This window comes from Agrobacterium sp. SORGH_AS_0440 (genome assembly GCF_031453135.1).
In the GTDB taxonomy this organism is placed as follows: domain Bacteria; phylum Pseudomonadota; class Alphaproteobacteria; order Rhizobiales; family Rhizobiaceae; genus Agrobacterium; species Agrobacterium pusense.
Genome location: NZ_JAVIYR010000001.1, coordinates 1,399,676 through 1,423,237 on the forward strand (window position 1 = coordinate 1,399,676; position 23,562 = coordinate 1,423,237).

The 23,562-nt window shown below is 59.5% G+C and carries 21 protein-coding genes; 10 read left to right on the top strand and 11 right to left on the bottom strand.

Going from position 1 to position 23,562, the window contains the following annotated elements:
- Positions 1–106: 106 nt before the first annotated feature.
- Positions 107–1,141 (top strand): fatty acid desaturase, encoded by a 1,035-nt coding sequence (locus QE453_RS06430; RefSeq protein WP_022563528.1) that lies wholly within the window; start codon positions 107–109, stop codon positions 1,139–1,141.
- Positions 1,142–1,161: 20 nt separating this feature from the next.
- Entirely contained in the window at positions 1,162–1,908 is a 747-nt protein-coding gene (locus QE453_RS06435; protein ID WP_142186689.1) for a phosphate/phosphite/phosphonate ABC transporter substrate-binding protein, read from the top strand.
- A 64-nt stretch (positions 1,909–1,972) separates the two neighbouring features.
- Here QE453_RS06435 and hutH read toward each other — a convergent pair whose 3' ends face one another.
- The 6 genes from hutH to QE453_RS06465 all read right to left on the bottom strand — a co-directional run bounded on the left by hutH (position 1,973) and on the right by QE453_RS06465 (position 7,794).
- Positions 1,973–3,460, bottom strand: coding sequence for a histidine ammonia-lyase (hutH, locus tag QE453_RS06440; RefSeq protein WP_111813485.1), 1,488 nt, complete (start codon positions 3,458–3,460; stop codon positions 1,973–1,975).
- 88 nt (positions 3,461–3,548) lie between these two features.
- The gene (gene hutC, locus QE453_RS06445; protein WP_034498429.1) at positions 3,549–4,289 is read right to left on the bottom strand and encodes a histidine utilization repressor; all 741 of its coding nucleotides are present in this window, start codon (positions 4,287–4,289) and stop codon (positions 3,549–3,551) included.
- Between the two features lie 100 nt (positions 4,290–4,389).
- The gene (locus tag QE453_RS06450; protein ID WP_044459746.1) at positions 4,390–5,304 is read right to left on the bottom strand and encodes an ABC transporter substrate-binding protein; all 915 of its coding nucleotides are present in this window, start codon (positions 5,302–5,304) and stop codon (positions 4,390–4,392) included.
- Between the two features lie 62 nt (positions 5,305–5,366).
- On the bottom strand, positions 5,367–6,038 hold the full coding sequence (locus QE453_RS06455; protein WP_142186366.1) for an ABC transporter permease: 672 nt from the start codon (positions 6,036–6,038) through the stop codon (positions 5,367–5,369).
- Positions 6,035–6,685 carry an ABC transporter permease gene (locus QE453_RS06460; protein WP_004438137.1) on the bottom strand — a complete coding sequence of 217 codons (651 nt, stop codon included), beginning with the start codon at positions 6,683–6,685 and terminating at the stop codon, positions 6,035–6,037. Before QE453_RS06460 ends, QE453_RS06455 begins: the two co-directional genes overlap by 4 nt.
- A complete protein-coding gene (locus QE453_RS06465; RefSeq protein WP_037090984.1) occupies positions 6,682–7,794 on the bottom strand; it encodes an ABC transporter ATP-binding protein in 1,113 nt (370 codons plus the stop codon). The genes QE453_RS06460 and QE453_RS06465 overlap by 4 nt, the downstream gene beginning before the upstream one ends.
- A gap of 651 nt (positions 7,795–8,445) precedes the next feature.
- On the opposite strand from QE453_RS06465, the gene QE453_RS06475 reads away from it, so the two are divergent.
- From QE453_RS06475 to QE453_RS06490, 4 genes are all read left to right on the top strand, one after another.
- On the top strand, positions 8,446–10,065 hold the full coding sequence (locus QE453_RS06475) for an FAD-dependent oxidoreductase (RefSeq protein WP_004438140.1): 1,620 nt from the start codon (positions 8,446–8,448) through the stop codon (positions 10,063–10,065).
- Positions 10,066–10,177: 112 nt separating this feature from the next.
- Entirely contained in the window at positions 10,178–10,357 is a 180-nt protein-coding gene (locus tag QE453_RS06480) for a hypothetical protein (RefSeq protein WP_006698694.1), read from the top strand.
- Positions 10,358–10,435: 78 nt separating this feature from the next.
- A complete protein-coding gene (locus QE453_RS06485) occupies positions 10,436–11,293 on the top strand; it encodes an SDR family oxidoreductase (protein ID WP_022563535.1) in 858 nt (285 codons plus the stop codon).
- A 181-nt stretch (positions 11,294–11,474) separates the two neighbouring features.
- On the top strand, positions 11,475–13,256 hold the full coding sequence (locus QE453_RS06490; RefSeq protein ID WP_309776542.1) for a thiamine pyrophosphate-binding protein: 1,782 nt from the start codon (positions 11,475–11,477) through the stop codon (positions 13,254–13,256).
- 162 nt (positions 13,257–13,418) lie between these two features.
- On the opposite strand, the gene QE453_RS06495 is transcribed toward QE453_RS06490, so the two are convergent.
- The 3 genes from QE453_RS06495 to QE453_RS06505 form a co-directional block, all read right to left on the bottom strand.
- A complete protein-coding gene (locus tag QE453_RS06495) occupies positions 13,419–13,733 on the bottom strand; it encodes a hypothetical protein (RefSeq protein ID WP_022563537.1) in 315 nt (104 codons plus the stop codon).
- A gap of 349 nt (positions 13,734–14,082) precedes the next feature.
- Complete coding sequence (locus tag QE453_RS06500) at positions 14,083–15,678, bottom strand: EAL domain-containing protein (protein ID WP_309776543.1); 1,596 nt, start codon at positions 15,676–15,678, stop codon at positions 14,083–14,085.
- Between the two features lie 453 nt (positions 15,679–16,131).
- Positions 16,132–16,980, bottom strand: a complete 849-nt coding sequence (locus QE453_RS06505; RefSeq protein ID WP_004438158.1) for a LysR family transcriptional regulator — start codon at positions 16,978–16,980, stop codon at positions 16,132–16,134.
- 103 nt (positions 16,981–17,083) lie between these two features.
- On the opposite strand from QE453_RS06505, the gene QE453_RS06510 reads away from it, so the two are divergent.
- A complete protein-coding gene (locus QE453_RS06510; RefSeq protein ID WP_262622355.1) occupies positions 17,084–18,418 on the top strand; it encodes an aspartate aminotransferase family protein in 1,335 nt (444 codons plus the stop codon).
- 30 nt (positions 18,419–18,448) lie between these two features.
- On the opposite strand, the gene QE453_RS06515 is transcribed toward QE453_RS06510, so the two are convergent.
- Both QE453_RS06515 and QE453_RS06520 read right to left on the bottom strand, forming a co-directional pair.
- Entirely contained in the window at positions 18,449–19,075 is a 627-nt protein-coding gene (locus tag QE453_RS06515) for a GDSL-type esterase/lipase family protein (RefSeq protein WP_262622356.1), read from the bottom strand.
- A 55-nt stretch (positions 19,076–19,130) separates the two neighbouring features.
- A complete protein-coding gene (locus QE453_RS06520) occupies positions 19,131–20,042 on the bottom strand; it encodes a 2-dehydro-3-deoxygalactonokinase (protein ID WP_262622357.1) in 912 nt (303 codons plus the stop codon).
- 116 nt (positions 20,043–20,158) lie between these two features.
- On the opposite strand from QE453_RS06520, the gene QE453_RS06525 reads away from it, so the two are divergent.
- From QE453_RS06525 to QE453_RS06535, 3 genes are read left to right on the top strand one after another with little or no spacing between them, the layout of a single operon-like run.
- On the top strand, positions 20,159–21,067 hold the full coding sequence (locus QE453_RS06525) for a dihydrodipicolinate synthase family protein (RefSeq protein ID WP_262622358.1): 909 nt from the start codon (positions 20,159–20,161) through the stop codon (positions 21,065–21,067).
- Positions 21,064–22,230: a mandelate racemase/muconate lactonizing enzyme family protein gene (locus QE453_RS06530; RefSeq protein ID WP_113731625.1), complete on the top strand. Its 1,167-nt coding sequence runs from the start codon at positions 21,064–21,066 to the stop codon at positions 22,228–22,230. Before QE453_RS06525 ends, QE453_RS06530 begins: the two co-directional genes overlap by 4 nt.
- A gap of 24 nt (positions 22,231–22,254) precedes the next feature.
- Positions 22,255–23,526 carry a sugar ABC transporter substrate-binding protein gene (locus QE453_RS06535; protein WP_262622359.1) on the top strand — a complete coding sequence of 424 codons (1,272 nt, stop codon included), beginning with the start codon at positions 22,255–22,257 and terminating at the stop codon, positions 23,524–23,526.
- Positions 23,527–23,562 lie beyond the last annotated feature (36 nt).

Sequence of the window (23,562 nt, forward strand, 5' to 3'; positions counted from 1 at the left end):
CATATTCTACTTTTTGTGATCAAAATCAACGGTTGGTAACCATAATCCCGTTGTGTACCGCCCCCTGGGGTGAAAATCTCTCATTACATTCTAATCGAGGGATATTATGAGTGACATTGCCAGTGAATCCAACGCAGTAAGCCGGCCTCGCCCGAAGTCGCTCAGGATCGAGTGGCCGACGATAGGATTGCTGATCGTCTGTTATGGTCTCTGGGCCGGCGCTGGTTACGCCCTCTATCCGCTTTATCCCTTTGCAGCGCTTGTCTTGATGGGCATCGCTGTCGCGTTGCATTCATCACTTCAGCACGAGGTGCTGCATGGGCATCCGACCCGCAACGCAAGGCTCAATGAAGCACTGGTGTTTGCCCCGCTTGGCATTTTCTATCCCTACCGCAGCTACAAGCGGACACATCTGCAGCACCATGCGGATGAGCGGCTGACGGACCCGTTCGATGACCCGGAAAGCTATTACCGCGCCATGGGCGACTGGGAGACTTTGCCTGGATTTTTAAAGACATTGCTCGGATGGAACAACACGCTGATTGGACGCCTTCTGATCGGTCCGCCGCTGATGGTCGTCGGATTCACGATATCAGAGTGGCGAAAGATCGCCAAAGGCGACCGGCGGGTCATCTATGCCTGGGTCCTGCATATGGCTGGTCTCATTCCCACGTTGCTGGTCATATCCCTGCTGTTCGGTATTCCGCTCTGGCAATATATCGGTGTCGCTGCCTATCTCGGCATTTCCATCATCGCCATCCGCTCCTATTGTGAGCACCAGTGGGCCGAGCGGCCGGACGGGCGGACGATCATCGTCGAGAACTCTGTTCTGGCCCCCCTGTTTCTCTACAACAACCTGCATTTCGTGCATCACAAGCTGCCGACTGCAGCGTGGTATAAGCTGCCATCGCTTTATAAAGCCAGACGCGCCGAATGGCAGACGATGAACGAGGGCTATGTTTTTGCCAATTACTTCGAGGTTTTCCGCGCTTTTGCCTTCCGTGCGAAAGAGCCGGTAGTGCATCCCGTATTGGGACGGCCCGAATTGGTTCCCGCAACAACGGCCGTCGCCTATGTGCCAACTGATTTCGTAGCCTACGTGATGCCCGATAATTCCTTGAGATCGGACGCCTCAACGTGACCTTGATAGCGGCGCTGCCGATGTATGACTGGCCGGAATTGCGTGCTGAGACCGATGCCGTGTGGGCGGGAATGCGCGTAAGATTTCTTGCGCAAGGCATCGATGCTCCCGAGCGCCTTGTCCGGCGCAACGCAGATATGCCGCCCGTTCCCGGTGGCATTCGTGATGAGGCAGGATCCGTCATCGCTCCGGATCCTGCCACGCTTGATCCTTTCTCCCTCGATCTCGCAGTCTTGTGGCGCCATCCAAACCTTCTCGTTTCCCAGACATGCTGGGGTCCTATGGAGCTTGGCCTCGAAGAACACGTCGAGGTCATCGGTCAAGGCAATTATGACGGGATCACAGGCGGCGCGGGTTCATCTTACTCAAGTGCCCTCATCGCCCGGATTGGTGAAGGCAGCGACGATGTCGCCCCGTCCGAGGAAGGCGAGGCATTTCTGCCGCTCGGATTTTTCAGTCAGAAAAGGCTGGCGTTTAATGAGCACCGGTCCCTGTCCGGTTATCTCAGCCTCAAACGCGATTTACAGGCGGCCGGTCAAGGCCTCGATATGTTCCGGGAACTGGTTGAGACCGGCTCGCACCGCGCTTCGGTGATTGCCGTTGCCCACGGTGATGCCGATATTGCCGCGATTGATTGCAAATCCTGGATGATTGCCCAACGATATGAGCCGGCAGCAGCAGGCCTTCACGTTGTCGGCTGGACCGCGCGGCGCAGAGGCCTGCCCTTCATCCGCGCTAAGGGTATGGATATTAAACTCGCGATGTGACGGAGAAGCTGGAAACAGTGTGGCCGTCAGTCGGTTTTGCATGTGCCTGTAGCGCCGCCTCATATCAGTTTGGCGGCGTGTTTTGCGACATAAGGGATCGGATAGCCTCGATGTCCGCCGAAGGCGGCCGGTCATCCGAGTAAGGGGCGACATGGGTGCGGAGCAGGCCGTAGAGCGCGTCGGTACCGGGCGCCCTTGCCGCAACGGATTCAATGAAATCATGCGCCTGTGTCGCCGCCATCCATTCTATCGACAGGATATATTCGGCATTTTCGATAATTGCGAGGAGCTTGTTGGCGGCGGCGGTTGGATGGGCCAGGAAGTCTTCTTGCAGAGCGGAGGTCAGCCCGCCATCGGTGGAAGCGGGCGCCGCAAGTCGCCGGTTTTCGTTGGACAGCGCAGCTGCGGTATATTGCGCGATCATGAAACCGGAATGGCTGCCGGGATCGGAAGCGAGAAATGGAGGAAGCCCGCTCACCAGAGGGTTGACGAGCCTGTCAATCCGCCGTTCGCTCATCGCCGCGATCTGGGAGAGTGCGATGGCAAGACTATCGGCTGCCTGTCCAAGGGCCGGGGCCACCGCGTGAGCCTGCGACCATACGATGGGCTCTTCCGGTGACCCGGCGAGCGCCGGATTGTCTGTCACGGAGGCCAGTTCTCGGTCGATGATGGTCGCGCAGCTATCGAACACATCGCGTGCCGCGCCATGCGCGTGGGGAATGGCGCGCAGGCTGAGGGCATCCTGTGTACGCTTGCCAAGCGACGCTTCGATGAGACCGCTGCCTTCAAGACGCGTCCTGAGGGCTTTTCCCACCGTTGCCATGCCCGGTGAGGAGCGTAGCGAGAGCACGGCTTCTTCGAAGGCCGACATCTGGCAACCGACCGCTTCCAGAGTCAGCGCGGCAATAGCATCCGCCCAATCAAGCAGCCGTGCTGCGCGTGCCAGAGCGACACTGGAGAGGCCCGTCGCACATGACGTGCCATTGACAAGGCTCAAACCTTCCTTGGCGCCAAGAACGAGCGGTTGAAGGCCCATTTCCGCCAAAGCGTCCCGACCGCTGAATGATTTGCCACCGAGCTTTGCCCTGCCTTCGCCAATCAACACGAGCGCAATATGGGCATTATGTATCAAATATCCGGCTGACCCTTTTGAGGGCACATCAGGGATACAGTCGCATTCCAGGAACCTCGTCAGATGGGCAACGATCTCCCTGCGGACACCGGAGTAACCATGGGCGAAGTTGGCTATTTGTGAGGCAATGATTGCGCGTACCTCGTGACGGCCAAGCAATGGGCCGACGCCGCAGGCGTGACTGAGAACGATACTGCGGGAAAGCTTTCCCTGGGCAGCGCGATCGACCACCGTGTCAGCCAGAGCGCCAACACCTGTGTTGACGCCATAGGCACGGATACCGTTTTCAACGATGCCGTCGACAATTCGGCTTGCCCTTTCGATCCGCCGGTAGGCTTCGTCCGAAAGGACGAGATGATCGCCTTGGCTCACAAGGGCGACATCGTGCCAGCTCAGGGCCTTGTCCAGCATGACCGTCATGAGGTTCTCCTCGGGGAACGCCGTCTAGACGGAAGACGACGACATTGTGTTGCCATTGACTGATCCGGTTTGTACGCCTGCCTGTGTATCAGGTGCTGTACAGGCGGTAGCGGCTTCCGGGATAGAGCAGGCGCACCGACGAGATGACGCCAACGTCAGACCATGTCCGGCGTCGCACCAGAAGGCAGGGCTCTGCTTTGGAGATCGCCAAAAGCTTGCATTCCCAAGGCTGCGCTGTAACGGCCTCGATATGTTGTTCAGCCCTGATGATCGGTGCCACGGCGGTGAGATAGCCGTTCGGCGTTCTGGTGCTGAAGTCCTGATTGACGTAATCCGGGACGATCCCGTGGTTTACGAAACGATCTTCGATCTGCATCGGGACGGAATCTTCCGCGTGGACGATAATCGAATGAGCAACCGTCGCGCCCACATCGACAGAAAGCGCTTCGGCGAGTTCGGCATCGCATGTCTCCATGCGAAGCAGAACGATCTTTGCCGTGTGAATGCCGCCATTCTGGTTGATCTCGTCGGCAATATTGGGAACACTTTGGAATTGGGACGTTCGCTTTTTGCTTGCAACGAACGAGCCTTTGCCTCGGACACGGACCAGAAATCCTTCGTCCGCCAGTTCGCGCAGCGCCCGGTTGGCGGTCATGCGGCTGACACCGAGCATGTCCACCAGTTCATTCTCCGATGGTACACGCTGGCCGATCGACCATTCGCCCGTTTCGACGCGGCTGCGAACGTAGTCCTTGAGTTTGACGTAAAGCGGCGGGGAAATTGCCGCTTCATCCTGCCGATTTTCGACCTGTTTCTTTACCGTGTGCATGGGTTCCAAGTCGCTTGGTCGTCACAGCCCGAAATCTCGGCGTCTGACATAGGGAAATGCATGTATGCGGGTATGGGTGGGCCATACCCGCAAATGATGATCATTTCAACTTGTGAGCCGTGAGCCACTCTTCGGCGACGACGTCGAAGCTGTCATGATTGGCCAGTCGACCGTTCATGACGATGAGATCCTTGGTGGTCAAGGCTGCGGATACGGCGTTGAGCGTCGTTGTCACGACATCGCTGACCTTTGGTGTCGCGATAACCGGGACGATGTTCTGTGCCGGGAAGAGGTTCTTCACATCTTCAAGAATGATGAGATCATTGGCGGCAATGGCGGGATCCGTCGAGAAAAGGTTTGCCGCCTGCACCTGATCGTTCACCAGCGCAGACAGCGTCAAGGGACCGCCGACATCGAGCGACTTGAAGGACTTGAACTCCAGGCCGTAAATGTCCTTGAGGCCGATGATGCCTTCTTTACGGGTTTTCCATTCCGGCGGACCGCCGAGCACCAATTCTGAGGCGACCGGTGCCAGATCGGCAATTGTCTTCAGCTTGTATTTCTCGGCGGTTGCGCGTGTCACGGCGACGCCGTCCGAGTCCTGTGCTTCAGATGGCGTCAGCATCGACACGCCCTTTGGCAGAGCGGCCTTGAGCGCAGCCGCCACGTCCGCCGGTGCGTGCGCCGTGGCGTTTTTGTCGAGATAGCTCAGCGTCGCACCCGCATATTCGGGCAGGAGATCGATCGAGCCGTCGAGCAGGGCGGGGATGTAGACCTCACGGCTGCCGATGCTGAGTTTCGTCTCCACCTTGATGCCCTTTGCAGCAAGCGCCTTGGCGTAGATGGTCGCCAGAAGCTGGCTTTCGGGGAAGTCGGCAGAGCCGACGATGATGGTCGAGGTGTCCGTTCGCGCCGCCGGGGCCGCGCCCAGCGGGTCGGTCTGGCCAAACGATGTGGTCGCCGAAAGCGCCATGAAGGCCAATGCGCCAGCGGCTTTTAAAATCCTGAATGCCATGCAGCTGCTCCTCTTGTTTTTTACTTGGGTGAAAATGCGTCGGTGTTTCGGGCATGTCGCGCCTAATGGCGGCGCGTCAGTCCGGGTGAGATCGTCAGCTTCGAGATGATGCCTATCGTCAGGTCGACGGCCAGCGCCAGAGCGCCAACAAGCACGGCGCCCGCTGCCATCTGATAATAGTCGTTTTGCGCCCGCCCATCGATGATCAAGCGGCCCAGTCCGCCGAGTGACACGTAAGCGGCGATCGTTGCGGTTGAAATGATTTGCAATGTCGCGCTGCGCAGACCGGAAAAGATCAGCGGCAGTGCGCATGGCAGTTCCACATCGAAGAGAATGTCGAGCGGGCGTTTGCCCATGCCGCGCGCCGCATCGACCGCGGCCGGATCAACCGCCGCCACGCCGGCATATGTGCCATTCATGATGGGCGGCACCGCCAGAAGCACCAGAACGACGATGCTGGGGAGAATAAAGGCCATGTCTGACGCAAAGACGGGTCCGAACAGGATTACCAGCAGAACGATCAGGCCAAGGCTCGGAAGTGCACGTAAGGCATTGGCGAGACCGGCAATCAGGAAAACGCCACGGCCGGTGTGGCCGACATAGAGGCCGACCGGCAGGCCGATCAGGCACGCAAAAAAGAGGGCGATGGAACTATACACCAGGTGCTGCACAATAAGCGCGAAGACACCGTCATTGCCGGTCCAGTGTGCCGGGTTTGAAAACCAGTCGATCATCTTTCAGCACCTCCAGCCTGCCACGGTGTGAGACGACGCGCGATGAAAAGCACAATGCCATCCAGAAGGACCGCCAGAACAATACACAGGATAATGCCTGCAATGATCGGTGTCAGAAAGCGCAGTTGCAGTCCCTGTGTGAAAAGCAGGCCGAGCTGGGGTGTCCCCACGAGCGCCGCGACCGAGACGATGCTGACATTCGAAACCACGGCTACGCGCAGGCCCGCTGCAATCACGGGAACGGCGAGGGGAAGCTCGACGAGGAGCAGACGATGCATCGGGCGATACCCCATGGCATTCGCGGCCTGGACAACATCCGGCGACACCGACTCCAGTCCGTCGCTGACGGTTCGCACCAGAAGAGCCAGCGCATAGATCGTCAGTGCGACGACGACGTTCAGAGGATCGAGGATGCGTGTACCCAATACGAGCGGCAGAAGGACGAACAGCGCCAGCGAAGGAATGGTGTAAAGCAGCCCGGCTGCGCCGAGCATTGCGGAGCGAAAAAGACCTGCCCGCTGCGCGAGCCATCCGAGGGGCAGCGCCAGGATGAGTCCGATCACAACGGGGATGACGGAAAGCCATACGTGCCAGGCGAACAGTTCGGCGATGCGGCCGGATTCGCGGTATAACCAGTCGAACCTCATGACCTCGTCCCCTGACGGCCGTTGCGCGCGGCCTCAATCGCGGCCACAACATCAGGCAAGGTCACAGTGCCAACGAGTTCGCCGGACGGCCTCACAATCACGCCCCGGCCTGAAGGTGAACTGAGCGCCGCGTCGAGGACGTGGCGCAGGCTGCTCCCCTCGACAGCGAGGGTCCCGCTGAGATTAAGGTCGCCTTCGCGCACGGTATTTCCGGTGCTTTCAACGTCCACCCAGCCGAGCGGACGATTTGCGGCGTCGGTTATCAGGACCCAACGGTCTGTGGCAATCTGACGGAGTGACTCGGGACTGGTGCCGAGGGGCGCCGTCGGCTCCTTGCCAAGAGAAATGCCTTCCTTGAACTCGGCGAAACCGAGGATCCGGTAGCCGCGATCGCGGCCGATGAAGTCTGCGACGAATTCATCCGCCGGCCGCGCGAGCAACTCCCGTGGCGTGGCAATTTGCGCCAGCGTACCGCCGGTGCGCAGCACCGCCACCTGGTCCCCAAGCTTCAGTGCCTCGTCGATATCATGTGTCACCATGATGATGGTTTTGCCGATTTCGCGCTGAAGACGCAGGAATTCATCCTGTAACTGTGCGCGAACGACCGGATCGACCGCACTGAAGGGCTCGTCCATCAACATGAATTTCGGATCCGACGCCAAAGCCCGGGCAACGCCGACACGCTGTTGCTGTCCACCGGATAGCTGCCACGGATACCGATCGGCAAAGGCAGCCGACAGTCCTACGCGCTCCAGCAGATCGTGCGCGGTGCGAAGCGCCTGCTGCTTGGGGGTGCCGTTCAGGCGCGCTGTCGTCGCTATATTCTGCACCACCGTTCGATGGGGAAAGAGACCAGCGTTCTGGATGACGTACCCTATCCGACGCCGCAGCAGCGCTACGTCCATCTTGTCCGTGGGTTCGCCGTCAAGAAGGATCGACCCGGACGAAGGCGTGATCAGCTGGTTGATCATGCGCAGCGATGTGGTCTTGCCGCAGCCTGAGGGGCCAACGAAAATGGTCAATTTTCCTGTCGGCGCGGTGAGCGACAACCTGTCTACAGCCGTTGTCGCGCCACGATAATGCTTGCTGACCTGATCGAACGTTATCACGCACACAATCCTCTGTAGCCGGGGTTTTTGACCACCCTCTATTGCTGCCCTCAAGTTGTCTATACAATCACGAAGTTTTCGATTTCGCAAGCGGGTGTGCCTAAAGATTTCGCGTGTCGCGATTTTGATAATTCTTTGGGCGATTTGCGTGGGGTGTGGGGAACGTGACCGTTTGAAATTGAAAGAGAAATCGCCCCGCACTGTCTTTCGCCCAAGTCGGTGGAAAGGGGGACTGCCCCAGTTAGCAATCACGATGTCGAGAAAAAATTCTGCGCGGGCTGAGCGCGGGGGGGCGACGGTTAACGATGGCTTCGTTTCGGAAACTCCGCGGCAGACATGTGTGTAGCCTATGAAAGATGCCGCTCGCACCGTTGCCGTAGATAAGCCGCTGGAAGCTCGCGCCCGGGTCGTGGCCCGTTGGCTGGAACGGCGCGGCTTTGAAATTGCTCTTCATCTGCATGGTTCCGAAGCCGCTGCCGCATAAGCACTTCTCTCGCACTCGGGTTTGCGTCCGGCGGGCTCTCTGGCTAGCCTGTACGGCGCTCCCGCCCGGGGGGGGGCGAGTGGCGCGAAGTGAACGGTGAAAACTTGGCGTTGCAAGGTACCCCCCACCATCCGTTAGTGTGAAATGATCCGTGGAAGCGAGGGGTGATGGTCGAATACAATCCGGGCGCGTCTTCGATATCGTTTCAGGTTTGCGTTATTGGGGCGGGGCCGGTCGGGCTCGCGCTTGCCTTTGCCCTCGAAAGACAGGGTGTAAGTGTTCTGCTGGTGGAGGCGGGCCGAAATGGCCATGATGGACGGCTTGCCAGCATTACAAACCACCACCATGCGCCTCTGGCTTCTTCGACGGCAGGAGGGCTCGGAGGAACCACGTCACTGTGGGGCGGGCGTTGTGTGCCGTTCGATGACATTGATTTTCTCGAGCGTGCGCATGTTCCCAATTCCGGGTGGCCGATCGGTCATGAGAGTATAAGCCGCTATTATGCCGATGCCCTGTACTTTCTGAATGTCAGGGCTTCGGCTCTGTCGCCGGGCGTCGGTGCTTCACCGGCAGGAGATGTCCATCTTGACTCTATCGAGTGGTGGAGCAGCCAGCCGGACCTTGGCGTGACATGCCGGGAGCGAATTGAAAAATCCCGTTTGATACATTTTCTTTCGGATACATCCGCAACGACAATCGATGTCGACGACACGGGGGCGGTTACGGATGTCCGGCTCAGCAACGGGCATGGCGACATGCGTGTTCCGGTAACGACGCTTGTGCTGGCCTGCGGCGGCGTGGGCAATGTCCGCTTGCTTCACGAACTACGCAAGAAACAGCCCGAGCGTATTTCTCCGACGCTCGGGCATTATTATCAAGGCCATCTTACCGGTTATATTGCGGTGATCGAGCTTGAGAATGACGCCACGGTGGAACAGCTGTCTTTTCAAAGAGCGCCTTCCGGTGGAATTTTCCGTCGAAGGTTCCAGCTTTCAGGCGATGTCCAGCAGCGTCTGGGTCTGCTCAATTCCGTCTTCTGGCTCGATACCATCTCCATATCGAACGCGCTTCACCATTCTGCCGGTCTTTCCGCCCTGTTTCTAGCGCTGCAATTAACCGGACTTTATGGTCTGCTGGCCAAGGGTAAGGCCGCAGGGTCCCGCCTGAGCACAGGCGTTCGTTATCGCGAGCATTTCCGGAATCTGGTCCCTACGTTGACGGCTTTTCGCGATCTGCAGGCCACAGTCGGCCAGCTCCTCCGCCGCCGCGATCGCAATAAACCGCTCGTGAATCCGGCACGGCGCTATCTCCTGCGTTATCACGCAGAGCAGATACCTGATCACGCCAGCACGGTTCTGCCGGCTCCCGCCGGCGTGGAGGATCGGCCCGCCGCTGTTGCGATAGACTACCGGGTCAGCGAGGAAGATCTGGAGTCGATCGAAAAATCCCATGCTTTTCTGGATCAGTGGCTGCGGGAAAATGGGGTAGGGAAGCTCGACTTTCTACACCCCTCTTCAGAGCGGAGGCAGGCTCTTCGTGTTCAGGCCTATGACGGGTTCCATCAGATCGGCTTGACCCGGATGGCCGCAACAGCCGATGCGGGCGTGGTCGACAGTGACTGCAAGGTCCACGGTGTCACCAATCTCTATGTCGCAGGGAGCTGCGTGTTCCCGACGGGCGGGCACGCCAATCCCACCTTGCCGGCCGTGGCGCTTGCCATGCGGCTTGCCGACCATCTGGGCCAAAAGCTCAAGGGCCGCGAGCCAGCGTTCCACGCCGGTCCCTGAAATACGTCCTCACGAAATGTTAAATCTCGGAACTCCTTTCGGGCCGCGCAGTTCGACTGGTGCGGGCCATGAGGCGCGCGAGTGATAAATCACCAACATGAGGAGACATACCATGGCAAATCAGGGTGGTACGCACGAACAGCACGTGAAAGCAGGCCAGCAGAGCCATAAAGGCAGCGATAAGCGTTCGCAGTCTGCATCGGCCTCCGGCAGCGGTGACAACGGCAAAACCCGCGGCGGCACGCATGAGCAGCATGTAAAGGCCGGCCAGCAGAGCCATAAAAACTCCTAGTGACTACCGATAGCCGAAAGATCCCCGCGCGCGCCGCGGGGATTTCTTTGTTTATTTTGTGAAAGACAGGAAAGCTCCATGACCGGTTACCCGCAGCCCCCTTTTCCAGAACAGCAACAGAAAATCCCAGGCCGTACCAATGAGATGTCACCTGTTCCTGATCACGGTGAAAAGACCTATGTAGGGTCTGGCCGACTGGAGGGAAAAAAGGCGATCATTACCGGTGGCGATAGCGGTATCGGGCGGGCAGTCGCCATCGCTTATGCGCGCGAGGGCGCCGATATATTGATAGCGTATCTCGACGAACACGATGACGCTGAAGAAACGAGGCGTCTGGTAGAGGAAGCCGGACGCAGGGCGGTTCTGGTGGCGGGCGACATCCAGTCATCCTCCCATTGCCGCCAGATTGTCGAAAAGGCCCGTACGGAACTGGGCGGCATCGACATCCTCGTCAACAACGCGGCCCATCAGAACACCTTCACCGAAATAGAAGACATCAGTGACGACGAGTGGGAGATGACTTTTGCCGTCAATATCCACGCAATGTTCTATCTGACGAAGGCAGCCGTTCCACACATGAAGGCCGGGGCGGCAATCATCAACACCGCCTCCGTCAATTCCGACAGTCCCAATCCGACTCTCCTTGCTTATGCGACCACGAAGGGCGCGATCCAGAATTTTACGGCTGGCCTGGCGCAGCTGCTGGCGGAAAAAGGCATCCGGGCGAATGCGGTCGCGCCCGGTCCGATCTGGACACCCCTCATACCGTCCACCATGCCCGCGGAAAAAGTAGCCGAGTTTGGCAAGCAGGTGCCGATGAAGCGCCCGGGCCAGCCGGCCGAGTTGGCGACAACCTATGTCATGCTGGCTGAGCCTCTGTCGAGCTATGTGTCCGGCGCAACCATAGCCGTGACCGGCGGCAAGCCGATCATCTGAACCCGGTGGGCAAGCCGTGTGGAGGGGCGCGTGCCTGGGTGACGGGTCTGCTGCCTTGGGGCTCGCTTCGGCCGCGGCGATGACCCCGACAGCGTCGTATCGTGGAGCCGAATACGACTCTCTTGGAAAATGAGCATCCCGACGGCAATCGGTGGGGTGCGACAGGAGCGAGGAACGGACAATGACCACAGCAGCCGATATTCTGGTGGAGACATTGATCGAATGGAACGTCGATACCGTCTTCGGTCTTCCGGGCGATGGTATCAATGGCGTGATGGAAGCGCTGCGCAAGCGTCAGGACGCCGTAAGGTTTATCCAGACCCGGCATGAGCAGTCTGCGGCCTTCATAGCGACGGCCTACGCCAAATGGACGGGAAAGCTGGGGGTCTGTCTCGCGACCTCGGGACCCGGCGGCACCAATCTGCTGACAGGCCTCTATGATGCCAAACTCGATCAGGTTCCTGTCCTTGCGATCACCGGGATGCAATATCATGACCTAGTCGAAACCTTCACGCAGCAGGATGTTGACCTGACACGGGTCTTTGAAGATGTCAGCGTCTACAATACTGTTGTCAGCGACGCGGCACATATGGAAAATGTCGCCAGCCTTGCCTGCCGGACCGCTCTCGCCCGCCGCGGTGTGGCGCATCTTTCGGTCGCCAACGACACGCAGGAAAAGCCGGCAGAAGAGGAAGGCCGATCCCGGCGAAACCTGCCGAGGCACGTTCCGAATGAATGGTTCTCTTACCGCCACGAACCCGCTGACAATCTTGTCCGAGAGGCCGCCGGCTTGCTCAACGGCGGAAAAAGGGTGGCTATCCTGGCCGGGCGCGGTGCTATCGAAGCTCGCGACCAGCTGAAGCAAAGCGCGGAACTGCTGGGCGCACCGGTGGCGAAGGCGCTTCTCGGCAAGGCGGCCTTGGATGATGACGACCCATACACCACCGGCGGTATCGGTATCCTGGGCACTGCACCATCCCAGGAAATCATGAAAAACTGCGACACGTTGCTGATTGTCGGATCGACTTTTCCCTATATCGAATTTTACCCTGATCCCCGGGCAGTCAAGGCAGTCCAGATCGATCTCGACCCGCAACGCATTGGGCTTCGTCATCCGGTGCAGTGTGGCCTTGTGGGCGATGCGGGCGACATATTGCGCCGCCTGAACGCCATGCTGGACAAAAAGGGCGACCGGTCTTTTCTTGAAGCCGCACAGGACCAGATGCGCGGGTGGCGTGAGCAGATGGCGCTTCTCACCTCGGACCGCTCGCACCCATTGAAGCCGCAGCCGGTGGCTCATGCCTTCGGGCGACGCATGGGTTCGGACGCAATGCTCGTGACCGACTCAGGCCAGAATACCGAGTTGGCGGCGCGCCACATCGATCTTAGGACCACAAATGCCTTTTCCGTTTCGGGTGCACTCGCCTCGATGGCCTCCGGTTTGCCCTATGCAATTGCCGCAGGACTGGCGTGTCCCGGCCGGCATGTGCATGCGGTTGTGGGCGATGGCGGCCTTGCAATGCAACTGGGCGAATTTTCCACCGCCGTGCGGCATCGCCTGCCGCTCAGGATCCTGGTCATATGCAATGGAATGTTGAACCAGATCGCCTGGGAGCAGATGATGTTCCTCGGCCACCCGCAATTCGCCTGCGAACTCGCGCCGATCGACTTTGCCGCGGCGGCAGATGCAATGGGGGGAAGAGGTTTCACGATCTCCACATTTGATGAGATCGAGCGGGTTCTTGACGAGGCGTTCGCAGTGGAGGGACCGGTCATTATCCAGGCCAATGTCGATAGATACGAACCGATGATGCCACCGAAAATGCCGAAGGATTACGCAGCAAACTTCAAGAAGGCTCTACCGGAAACCTCTGGCCATCAGCGGATCGAAGAAAACATCGCGCGCGAACCGCTGCTGACGATGATGCGGGGCGGAGAGAACGCTGAAACCGAGGGGGACTGATCGGTGCCGGTTGGGAAGGCAGGTGACCGCCCTTGGCTGATTGTTCAGCCACGCAGGCCTCCTGAACGGTTTCCCCGGCATTCATGTTGCACGCATCGGATGTCATGACGTCATGGACGTCATCAGCGCCTCTGGTTGGCGAACACACGATCGGTTTACGGTTCAATGCTGTGCATGCTGTTCATTGCGCTTGCGGGTGGCCGCAGCTTTCTTGGCGGAGGCGGACCGTTCGGTCTTGGGTCTCGCAGCCGCGGCCTCGCCGCCCTTGCGGCCACCCTTTTTCGATGGCGCGTGGTTTTCCGCGTGTCCGCGGCCGGCGCCGGATTTCTTGCCACCGCCGCTCTCCTTGTTCACCGTGGCCCAGGCCCTGCGTTCGGCCTCTTTTTCGGGTACGCCACGATCCTCATATCCTTCTTCGATATGTTCGGCCTTGCGCTTCTGCTTGTCCGTATAGGACGATTTGTCGCCGCGGGGCATCGCGTTTCTCCTGTTGTTGAACCGCCCCTAACTCGCCTCGCCAGATGATGTTCCCGCCGGCTGAGGTTCGCGCTTTTCTCTCAGGGGTATCAATTGCTGCCCCTGGGATGCGCATGAAGTCAAAAAACGCCTTTCAGGGAACAATTGCCGCAGTGCCCGGTTCGAGGGCGGCCCGTCCGATGGGCTGTGTGGCCAAGCGCTCCGAAACTGCCCCTGGCTTGGTCACCGTGGACGACCTCCCCAACTGGCCTCCTCCAAGATGCTTTTGGGGAGGTCTCTTTTTGAGATATCGCAGTTTCAACCTGTGTTGCCTGCCAGCCCGGGATTCGACCTCGCACACGACCATGTCCTATTTGCCCGCCGCCTTGATGATTTCGGGAGAGACGCCGTGTTTCTGCTTCGTGTGACGGTGGTAGGCAAGGAATTCGCTGGCGGGAAGCGCTTTCGCAAACAGCCATCCTTGACCGAAATCCACACCCTGACCTTCCAGATAGTCCCGCTGGTCTTCCGCCTCGATACCTTCTGCCACGGTGAACAGGCCAAGCGCTTTCGCCATGCCGATGATGTGTGATGTGACCGAACTCGTTGCGGTATCTTTGCCCACCGTGTCGACAAAGGATTTGTCTATCTTCAACGCGTCCAGGGGAAGGCCCTGCAAATATTGAAGGCTGGAGTAGCCGGTTCCGAAATCGTCGATCGCCACCGAATGGCCGCGCTGGCGCGCCTCGGCAAGGGTGACCTTTGCCGCGTTGATGTCGATGAAGCCACGCTCGGTGGCCTCAAGCCAGATCTGCTCGGGCCGGATGTCTGTATGCTGAAGCTTGCTGGCGATGACCGCGAGAACACGCCCAGACTTGATGTCGTCCGCGCAGAGATTAATGGCGATGTGCAGGGTTCGGTCCTCGACAAGCACCTTGCGAAGATCGGCGATGACGGCGTCGATGACCTGATCGGTGATCGGCATGATCAGGCCGCTTTCTTCCGCCAGGGGGATAAACAGGTCGGGGCGGACAAGCGTACCGTCCGGCCGCCTCCATCGCACCAGCGCTTCCGCCCCAACGCAGATGCCCGTCTTCAATTCCACGATGGGCTGGTAATGAACGATGAATTCCCGTTTGCGAACGGCTATCTCGAGCTCCGCGAGTGGCGACAGGCGCTTCTTCGACAACCATGCCACGATGCCGACCACAAAGGCCGCGACAATTGCCCCGGCGGGAAGAAACAAGAGCCGTTCACGCCGCACCTGCTCTGCGACGTTGGAACGTGGCTCCATCGCAATCGCCACCAGATCGTCATGGCGGCTGACAGCATAGATGGTGTCTTCCGTCATGCCCTTTTCGGGCTTGCCGAGCGGTGCCGGCACCAGGGCGCGGTCAGGTGCATTCAGTTCATTTATCAAAATGCCCCGGTCGTTCGTAAGAGCGAGGGACATGCTGTCGTCCATGAGGATGTCGACAAAACGCGAGGGTTTGACAAGTGCGCCGTGCGCGCCGTGGTGAAGGGCGATCATCCGTGTGCCGCGACTGGCGCTTGGCTCCACGCGAATAGCCACCTCTAATCCCTGACCGGTCGTAAAATCGATCGGCGATTGGCGTATCGTTTCCTGGGTGGCTCCCCAGGAGGTGCATTTTAGAATGCCGTTTTCGAAATATCCGATTTCTTCCACTGACGGTTCATTTATCGTCAGTCTGCGCATCAGTTCTATGTGGTCGTTGGAACAGGGATGCAAGCGGGCAGCTTCCACCTCATCGAGCGCATTCTCTGCGTCCCTGAACGTGTCCGACGCCCGTTGAATAGCCTGATCGGCAAGCGTCTTCAAAATGTCCTGATCCTTCCTGACCGCGATGATCCATGATGCGTAGGCCATGGTGGCGATCGGTATCATCGCGCCGAGAAGCCCCAGAATTATTCCAGTCGTGATGACGCGGTTTCGTCTTGTTTCCATCACCGGTCCCTCGGCATGTGCAATGCTGGCCCCATAGCCATCAACCCCATGAGATATTTCTGCCGCAGATGGTCGCCTGCCGATGTGCACCCGGAAGGGGCGTCCGAAGGTTTGACCAAATGGCTGCCCTGATCGCTGGATACACGTTTTCGTTGAGCAGGTCTTGATCCGATCTGATCCCTCGACGCAATTCCAAGCTCTGTCGGAATTATCTCAACGATCCGGTCTGCCGTTACGCCGGATTCTTACGGGTGGTTTCTCGGGCTTTGTTAAGGGTCGCTGTTCATCTGAGGTTCATGTGCAGGAGGCGAATTTGTCTCCGGTCGCTCCGCCCAGCGGCACGATAGAGGCTCGTTGTTTTAAAAGAACAACGGGCCTCTTTTGGTTCTGGGGCAAAACTGTATTGCGTTCATCCAAAAGCCGTGCGAATGCGGTGGCCTTGGGTGGAATGTTTCAAGGGGTCAACCCTGGAAGAACAGCACGGATGTGATCACCCAAAGCCCTGGCCGCCGGGGAGCTCTGCGGGCCGGAGCATTCGATTGCTATGCCGATTGTCGGCAGCGGAGGCAGCCAGCTTTTAACGACATGCAGATCCGGTGGAACAGCGGTTCTCGTGAGCACGCTGATGGCATGGCCGGATCGCGCAATTGCGATGAGACCCGCAAGGCTGTTGCTGGCAAAGGCGATCCTGTAGCGGCGATTGGCGGTTTCCATGGCGTTGCACGCCGCGCGATGATCCAGCGTCGCCGGTGCCGAAAGAGCGAGCGGCAGCACATCCTTGGCAAGAAGTTCCGTGTCCGGCCTGTCCGCCACCCAGACGAAGCTTTCCCTTCGAAGAACCTCGGAGTGATCCGGTTCCGAGCGCGAAACCAGCGCCATGTCGATCTGACGGCGCTGAAGGAGAGGGCGCAGCTCTATCGTCGGCGCGCAGACCATACGCAAATCCACTTCCGGATAGGTGGCGCAGAAGCCCCTGAGCAATTCGGGAAGAAAGGCGATGGAATAATCTTCGGGACATCCGAGGCTAACCGTGCCTTGGACCGTGGCGCCGTTCATGTCGGCGAGGATTTCGTCATGACGGGCAAGCAGGGTGCTGGCATGGGCCAGCAGTTTTTCGCCCGCCGCCGTCACCCGTACGCCCGCACCGGTTCGTTGCAGCAACGGTTGCCCCACCTGTTCTTCCAGCCGCTGCATCTGTGTGCTGAGCGCCGATTGCGTGCGCCCCACCTGCGTCGCTGCGGTGCTGATGGAGCCTGCGCGGGCAACGGTGACAAAGTTCTTCAGAAGTGTGAGATCAAGCATGGCGATATCAAAATTATCTATATCCGCTTGAAATACTATCAATTGGACTGCCGCTGCAAGAGCCTGTTATCGTCCGGCAAAATCAGACACAGGGAACCTCGGCATGGACGATCTTTCGAAGAACTTCACATCGTTGAATGCGGAGCCGGCCTTCTGGGCGGCGGCCAACAGTCATCTCACCCGTTATGGGCCTGCCTTCGAGGAGATCATTGTTGAGCGGGCCGAGGGGAGTTTCGTTTATGATGCGGATGACCGTGCCATCCTCGATTTCACCTCCGGCCAGATGAGCGCCCTGCTGGGGCACACCCATCCCGACATCGTCGCCACCGTCAACCGGCAGATGGCGTCGGTTGCGCATCTGTTTTCCGGGATGTTGTCCCGTCCCGTGGTCGAGCTCGCGGCGAGGCTGGCAGCTCTCGCGCCGGGTCTCGACCGGGTACAATTGCTGACTACGGGCGCCGAATCCAACGAGGCGGCCATCCGTATGGCGAAGCTCGTCACCGGTGGTCACGAGATCGTCGCTTTCGCCCAGAGCTGGCACGGAATGACCGGCGCAGCGGCTTCCGCGACCTATAGCGCCGGCCGCAGGGGCTATGGCCCTGCAACGGCTGGCTCGCTCGTCATCCCCGCACCGAACGCCTATCGTCCGCGATTCACGAATCCTGATGGATCGAATGACTGGAAGGCGGAGCTTGATGACGCCTTCGAACTGATCGACCGCCAGTCCACCGGCAATCTTGCCGCCTTCATTGCCGAACCAATTCTGTCGAGCGGTGGCATCCTCGAATTGCCCGTCGGCTATCTTGCTGCGCTCAAGAAGAAGTGCGTCGAGCGCGGCATGCTGCTCATCCTCGATGAAGCCCAGACCGGGGTCGGAAGGACCGGGCACATGTTCGCCTTTCAGCGGGATGGCGTTACACCCGACATCATGACGCTTTCAAAAACGCTGGGGGCCGGCCTCCCGCTCGCCGCGGTAATGACCAGCGAGGAGGTGGAGCAGAAAGCCTTTGAGAGAGGTTTTCTCTTCTATACGACCCACGTGTCGGATCCGTTGCCTGCGGCTGTCGGCGTTACGGTTCTCGACGTGGTGGCCCGCGATGGCCTTGTCGAGCAGGCAATCGCCCGTGGCAACCGCCTGAAGGAAGGCCTTCTGTCACTTCAACAGCGGTTCGAATGTGTCGGCGACGTGCGCGGCCGCGGGCTTCTGCTGGGGCTTGAGGTCGTGGCCGACAGGCATACGAAAGCGCCCGGTTTCGAGCTCGGCGCCCGCATCATGCAGGAGGCGATGCTGCGAGGGCTCAGCATGAACATCGTCAAACTGCCCGGCATGGGCGGTGTTTTCCGCATTGCGCCGGCGCTCACCGTATCCGATGCCGAGATCGACCTTGGGCTGGAAATACTGGCGCACTCAATCGAATCCGCCCAGGCGACGCGGTAGCATGTCGATGCCGGGGTTCTTTCCTGAAAATCAGGCGAGAAGCGCCGGCGTCTTCCGAAGTGCTTCCGCCCAGACCGCGTAACCTGCGGTGTTAAGGTGAACCAGATCGGGAAGATAATAGCGGAATATCGGTAGGCCGTTTTCCCCCATAAGGCCGGCATTCGGGTCCAGCCAGACGGCGTCGTTGGAGTTTTCGCACCAGTCCTGTGCCATGCGGTTGAAAAGGTCGAATTCGCCACGATAAATCCAGCGCGCGGGGCTGTGCTTGATGGCCAGAACAAAAACCTGCGTCTGCGGCAGCGCCTGCAGGATGCGATGCCTGAGCCCCTGCAGATGTTGCAGCGCCGTGGCCGCCTTTAAGCCATCGCTGGCTATGTCGTTCTCGCCGAAATAGAGCGCCACTCTCCGGGGGCTCAGCGGCAGCAGGAGTTTTTCCATGTAGTGAACGGCCGAGAGGCAGGTGCCGCCGCCAAAGCCGAGATTGACGATGTCGAGCGTGCCCAGATCCTCGGCGATGGAGTTCCATATCCGGAAAGATGAGGAGCCATAAAAGGCAATCGGGTCCTCCGGCAGCCCGAGTCGCTGAAGGCGCGTCAGGATGGTGAGGACATCGTTTTCGTGACGGCTGGTGCCGATGCTGGCCGGGTAATCGTACATGTTGGTCCCTGGTATTGTGAAGGCCGGACACCAGGTGTCCAGCCGGCGTTTCCATTCAGGAAAGCGTCTTCCGCAGAACCGCCAGGGCTCCCTTCGTCAACGCGTCGTCATCGCCCATTGATATTCTGAGGCCGAATTCGCCAGCGGCAATCAGATAGAGATCGTTGAGCCCATCATTGCCCACAATCGCCGCATCGTCTCCCTCTGCGTACCATCCCGCATCGCGGGCCTGCCGAAATTCCTGTCCGATGACCAGCCCACGGACATAAGACCGCAGCTGCTGTGCCGACAGTTTGCCGGCGAGCCCGCCGGTGCGTGCGGAAAACAGCAGCGACAGCATGGCTGCGGATTTTTTGGCCTCTTTCAAACCCCACAGGTATGCCTCCGGATCGTCGACCGGCGGCTGTGCGGAACCGCGCGCGATGAAGGAGTGATTGATGAGTAGGTTGAAGATTTCACCGGTCACGAATGTCTGGAAACCATCGATCCGCCCTGTCTTCACCCGTGCCCATTTGCTGTGGGTTCCGGGGATGATGAGGGTGGCGTCTTCCGTAAGGCCGTGGCCGACGATCTGGGTTTCCTCGCCGCGCATGACATCCGGAAACGGCTGGCGGCCGGGGTCATTCAGGCCGGGCAGGAATACAAGGTCGGACCCATTGGGCAACGTCCTGCGCACCGTGCCGGCGGCAAGTTCCGCCGGTCCCGCCGGGCAGGGCACATAGGCCACCTCGACCCAGCCGTTGCGGCTGGTGATCATGCCGAGCGCGGCCACCGGCAGAGCGCCGTGTTTTGAAAACCAGAGGGCGAGTGCGCTCATGAGGGCGGGCTCATGTTGCCCTTCGGCAAGGCTCGAAATGCCGTCGGCGGTTTCCAGATGTTCAAGTTCCGCCCCGTCGTTACCGACAAGCGCCGCTCGCAATGATGTCGTTCCCCAATCGACGATGATCGATGTCGCCCGTGCTGCCATTTCCCTGAACCTCCTCGTTCATTTCATCTGGGGGCTTGTCATAGGGCTCAAGTCTATGTAGTGTCAATTAGTGAATTCAAGGTATCAATATATGATACTTAATTGGGAGGAGTAAGATGGTGGCTGGCCTGAAGGGGATTTTGCCCGTTTTGCCAACGCCTTTTCTGGCGGATGGCGGTATTGACCAAGCGGGTATGGAGCGACTGGTGATCTTCGCGCTCGAAAAAGGCGTGGATGGTGTGGTGTTCCCGGGTTTTGCCAGTGAGGTTGAGACTTTGGATGCTGCAGAGCGTGCGTCGCTGCTGAAGATCGTTGTTGATGCTGTTGCTGGCCGGGTGCCGGTCGTGGCGGGCGCGAGCGCGGCAGACTGGAGAGACGTGGTTGAACATGGCCGCGCCGCATCTGATCTCGGTATTCGCCACCTGATGGTTCAGCCGCCAAAATCGGTCGGGACGGATGCGCCGGCGCTGATCGAGTTTCTGGGTAAGGTTGTCGAGGCGCTGCCCGGTGTCGAAATCATCCTGCAGAACGCGCCTGCGCCGCGCGGGTCTGATCTGTCGCCGGAGGCGATTGTCGAGATCGTCCGGTCTCTGCCGCAGGTCACCTACGTCAAGGAAGAAACGCTGCCGGCCGGTCCCGCCATCAGCCATATCATCGCCCATGCGCCCTCAACATTGAAGGGTATCATCGGCGGCGGCGGCGCCCGTTACATTCTGGATGAATATGCGCGTGGCGCGACCGCTGCCATGCCGGCGCTGGAGATCGTCGAGGAACACGTGGCAATAGATCGCGCTCTCCGCGCAGGCCGTCAGGATGAGGCCCGGAAAATCTATGTCCGCACTCTTCCGCTTCTGGTTCTGCAGGCGGTTTATCGCATGCGGCTGACCAAGTACGTGCTGGCCCGCCGTGGGGTGATCGAGGGTCTCGGTGTCCGCGCGCCCACCCCGGAACTCGACAGGGCGGCGATTGCCGATATCGACGCCAACCTCGTCGAGCTCGGCCTTGTCGCCTCGGAGGCCGCATGAACAGCCCCGTTGCAACAATCGAAGTCTTCACGCTGACCCAGCCACGCAAGGTTCCCTATCTCGGGGCGCTGCGGGAAGGTGAAGTGGTCAACCCCAATGGATACATCGTCAGAAAGGGCAACCGCACGGTCTATCCAACCTTCGACCGCAGCGTGCTTCTGCGAATGACGACGGAAGCCGGCACCGTCGGCTGGGGTGAGACCTATGGCATCGTTGCGCCCGGTGCGGTGGCGGCTCTCATCAACGACCTGCTGGCCGGTTTCGTGATCGGCCGCGATGCATCCGATCCATCGGCGATTTACGACGATCTTTACGATATGATGCGCGTGCGCGGTTATACCGGTGGCTTTTACGTGGATGCGCTTGCTGCAATCGATATCGCCCTCTGGGATATTGCCGGACAGGAAGCCGGAAAATCCATTCGAGACCTGCTGGGTGGCGGCGTGGACAATTTTTCGGCCTATGTTTCTGGCCTGCCGGAGAAGACGCTGAAGGCGCGTGGAGAACTGGCGAAATACTGGCAGGATCGTGGCTTCGACGCCTTTAAATTCGCCACGCCCGTTGCCGATGATGGGCCGGCGGCGGAACTTGCCAATCTCCGGCAGGTGCTCGGCCCGCGGGCGAAGATCGCCGCCGATATGCACTGGAACCAGACACCGGAGCGGGCGCTGGAGCTCATCGCAGAAATGCAGCCATTCGATCCATGGTTCGCCGAGGCGCCCGTCTGGACGGAGGACATTGCCGGGCTGGAAAAGGTTTCGAAGAATACCGACGTGCCGATCGCGGTGGGCGAGGAATGGCGCACCCATTGGGATATGCGCGCCCGCATCGAACGCTGCCGTATTGCGATCGTGCAGCCGGAAATGGGCCATAAGGGTATCACCAATTTCATCCGTATCGGCGCTCTCGCAGCCGAACACGGCATCGACGTCATACCGCACGCTACCATTGGCGCCGGCATATTCCTTGCCGCCAGCCTGCAGGCATCGTCGACGTTGCCGACGCTGAAGGGGCACGAATTCCAGCATTCGATCTTCGAGCCGAACCGCCGCCTGCTGGAGGGCGACATGGATTGCCGCGAAGGCAGGTATCACCTGCCGTCGGGTCCGGGACTGGGCGTAAGACCGTCGGAGGCGGCGCTCGCCCTTATTGAACGTATCTGATTTGGTTCTTTGGAGGAGGAAACCATGACCAAAAGAATGAAGAAGCTGGCGCTGGGTACGGCGACCGCCGTTTTGATGACGATGAGCGCCGTTGCCCCTGCCATGGCCGATACCGTCCTGAAATTCATTTCCTGGCAAACGGATGACGCGGGAACGGGTGAATGGTGGCGTTCCGCAATCGCCGCCTTCGAGAAGCAGCATCCCGGGGTGAAGATCGAGTTCACCAAGGCGGAACGTAGCTCCTACGCGGATACGATGACCACGCTTTTCGCCGCCAACCAGCCGCCGCAGATCGTGCATCTCGCATCCTTCGAGTTCCAGATGTTCGCCGACAGCGGCTGGCTGGAGCCGCTCGACCCGTGGCTTAAGAAGGACGGCATCGACATGACCGGCTGGGCCGGTCAGCAGAAATGCGAATGGAACGGTGAGACCGTGTGTATCATGACGAACTACTTCGGCTTCGTCATGGCTTATAACAAGAAGATCCTGGATGAGGCGGGCGTCGCGGTTCCGAAGACCTATGACGACTTTCTGGCGGCCGCAAAAGCCACCACCAAGGATTTGAACGGTGACGGTATCATCGACCAGTTCGGGACCGGCCACGAGACCAAGGGCGGTCCCGGGCAATATCTGACGGAGATGCTGAACTACATCCTCGACGCCGGCGCCTACTGGACCGACAAGGACGGCAATATCACCATCGATACGCCGCAGATGGTGGAGGGTCTTTCACGCTGGAAAACCGTCATGAAGAGCGGGATCAGCCCGGTCGACATGAGCGCCAGCGACGTGCGCAAGCTTTTTGCCGATGGCAAGATGGCGATGCGTCTCGACGGGCCTTGGCTTTACGGCACCACCGAGAAGGGTTCAGCCAAGGCTGACATCGTTTACGCGGCACCGCCGCTTCATCCGCCGCTGGGTGGATCGTCCAACGTGCTCGCCATGCCGGCCGATATTCCCGACGACCAGAAGGCGCTCGTCTGGGATTTCATCAAGCTGACGATGTCGCCGGAGTTCCAGCGCAGCTATGCCACCCTTGGCGGCAACACCCCGCCAAGCCCCAAGGCCGACGTGTCGGGTGTCGAAAAGACCATCCCGCATTTTCCGGTACTGATCGAGACGATGAAGGCCGCATCCGAGGCGGGTATCGACCGCATTCCGACCGGGCTTGAGCTCTTCTACAATGAATTCAGCAAGATGGTGATGGAAGAAAGCCAGCGGATGATCATTCAGGACCTCGATCCCGCGGAGGTGGCAAAGACCATGCAGGCGAAGGCCGAGGCCATCAAGGGCTGATCCCGTTTTGCCATGGCCCGCCTGGCGGGCCGTGGT